Origin of the sequence: Streptomyces adustus (genome assembly GCF_009377175.1) — a bacterium.
Taxonomy (GTDB): Bacteria; Actinomycetota; Actinomycetes; order Streptomycetales; family Streptomycetaceae; genus Streptomyces; species Streptomyces adustus.
In genome coordinates this window covers 1-2,539 of the sequence record NZ_VJZD01000495.1, presented here as the reverse complement: position 1 = coordinate 2,539, position 2,539 = coordinate 1, and the positions used below count along the sequence as shown (strand labels likewise).

Below are 2,539 nucleotides of genomic sequence, written 5' to 3'. Positions count from 1 at the left end.
GAACACGGCGGGCGAGGTCGGGCGACCGGCTCGCGCGGGCTCCTTCGGCCGGGCAGGATGCTGCCCGTAGTCCCTCTTCGTCCGTCCAGGGAGGCCCGGATGACCGGCAGCACGGCCGCGCGCTTCACCGCAGACGACTACCGGGCCCGGATGGACCGGGCCGCCCGCGCCGCGGCGGACGCCGGGCTGGCCGGGCTGCTGGTGGCACCAGGGCCCGACCTCGTCTGGCTCACCGGCTACGCGCCCCCCGCGGCCACCGAGCGGCTCACCCTGCTGGTCCTCGCCGCCGGCCAGGACCCCGTCCTGGTCGTTCCCGCCCTGGAGGCCCCCGACGCCGCCAAGGCCACGGGGGCGCCCGCCCTGGCGCTGCGCGACTGGACCGACGGCAAGGACCCCTACGCCCTCACCGCGGGCCTCCTCGACGCCACCGGCACCTTCGGGATCAGCGACAACGCCTGGGCGATGCATCTGCTCGCCATGCAAAGAGCGCTGCCCGGCACCTCGTACGTCTCCCTCACCGACGACCTGCCGATGCTGCGCGCCGTCAAGGACCCGGCCGAGCTGGAGCTGCTGGCCGCCGCGGGCGCGGCCGCGGACGCGACCTTCGAGGAGATCCGCGACGTGCGCTTCGCCGGACGCCGGGAGTCCGACGTCGCCGCCGACCTCGCGGGCCTGCTGCGCCGGCACGGTCACTCCCAGGTGGACTTCACCATCGTCGCCTCGGGACCGAACGGCGCCAATCCGCACCACGAGGTCGGCGACCGGGTCATCGAAGACGGCGACATGGTCGTCCTCGACTTCGGCGGCCTCAAGGACGGCTACGGCTCCGACACCAGCCGTACGGTTCACGTGGGTGAGCCGACGGACGAGGAGCGCACGGTCCACGACCTCGTGCGCGCGGCCCAGGAAGCGGGCTTCAGGGCCGTGCGGCCGGGCGTCGCCTGCCAGGAGGTCGACCGGGCCGCCCGCAAGGTCATCGAGGACGCCGGGTACGGCCCGTACTTCATCCACCGCACCGGCCACGGCATCGGCGTCACCACCCATGAGCCGCCGTACATGATCGAGGGCGAGGAACAGCCCCTGGTCCCCGGCATGTGCTTCTCCGTCGAACCCGGCGTCTACCTGCCCGGCCGCTTCGGGGTGCGCATCGAGGACATCGTGACCGTGACCGAGGACGGCGGCCGCCGCCTCAACGACACGACCCGGGAGATGGTCGTCGTGGACTGACGTCCCGGTCCGAAGGACCTCCAGGAAACCCTTGAGACGACACCCCCGAGCGACGGCGCGACCCATGACCCAGGCACCGACACCGACCGCGGACACCGTCCGCCGACTGGTCCGTTCCCTGACGAAGGAAGGCGAGGCGGGCACCGGAGCGCAGGACGCCGCCGGACCCGACGTACGGCCCGTCGCCGAGGAGGGCGGGTCCACCACGTGGTGGGTCGGCACCCGGCATGTGCTGCGCCTCGCCGCCGACCGCGAGGCGACCGCCCGGCGCCGCCGTGAACTGCGCCTGCGCGATCTCGTCCGCCCCCATGTCCCGGTCGCCGTACCGGTCAGCGTGGCGCACGGCGACTGGGCGCCCGGCCTCGCCTACACCCTGGACACCAAGGTGCCCGGCGGCACCGCGGAGCAGCACGAGGTGTCGGCCGTCGGCGAGGCCGACCTGGCCGGACTGCTCACCGGGTTGCGCGAGGTGCCCGCCCGGCAGATCGAGGTCCTCGGCGTACCGCACGCCCCGGCCCGCTCCCTGGAGGCGCTGCGCCGGATGGCCGTACCGGCCGCGGAACTCCTGCGCGCCGCCGACGAGTTCGACGCCGCGCTGCTGCATCAGCTCCCCCCGCAGGGGGCGGCCCAGCTCGCCGCCCAGCCCGGTGCGGCCGTCCTCGTCCATCACGGTCTGCGGGGCGAGCACCTCGTGGTCAGCGCCGACGGCCGGGTGCGCGGGGTCCTGGACTGGACCCACGCGGTCGTCGGCGACCCCGCGGAGGACATCGCCGGACTCGCGCTCGCCGTCGGGTCCCCCGCCGCCGTGCGCGCCGCGACCCTCGCCGGCTACGGCGCCCGCAGCTGCCTGCGCGGCCTGTGGCTGGCCCGCTGCGACACGGTCCTCGCGCTGGCCGAGCGTCTGGAGGGCCGCAGCGACAGCCCGCTGCCGCTGTTGCGCACACAGCTGCGCCGCGCCTGGGAGGCGATCCTGTTGGAGCGCGTGACGGAGTTCCGCGAGGAGGGCCCGGACGACGCGGACCAGCCCTGAAGAGCCGCCGAACCCCGAAGGCCGCGGCCCCGGACGACCGCGCCCCTGGCCCCCGCGCTTCCGAAGCCGCGCCACCGGACCACCGGCCCCGCACCTCCGGGCCACCGGCCCCGCGCCTCCGGGCCACCGGCCCCGGGCCTTCGGGCCACCGGACTCTCAGGTCCGCGCCTCTGGCCCCCAGCTCCCGGGCCTCCGGGCCCCGGCCACCGGGCCTTCGGGCCCCCGGGCCTACGGGCCACCGGGCCTTCGGACTCTCGGGTCCGCGCCCCCGGCCCCTGTCTC

General features: G+C 75.8%; 2 protein-coding genes. Both read left to right on the top strand.

Going from position 1 to position 2,539, the window contains the following annotated elements; genetic code table 11:
* Positions 1-99: 99 nt before the first annotated feature.
* Positions 100-1,227, top strand: coding sequence for an aminopeptidase P family protein (locus tag FNH09_RS46020; protein ID WP_152895815.1), 1,128 nt, complete (start codon positions 100-102; stop codon positions 1,225-1,227).
* 64 nt (positions 1,228-1,291) lie between these two features.
* Complete coding sequence (locus FNH09_RS46015; protein WP_152895814.1) at positions 1,292-2,257, top strand: aminoglycoside phosphotransferase family protein; 966 nt, start codon at positions 1,292-1,294, stop codon at positions 2,255-2,257.
* Positions 2,258-2,539: the final 282 nt, after the last annotated feature.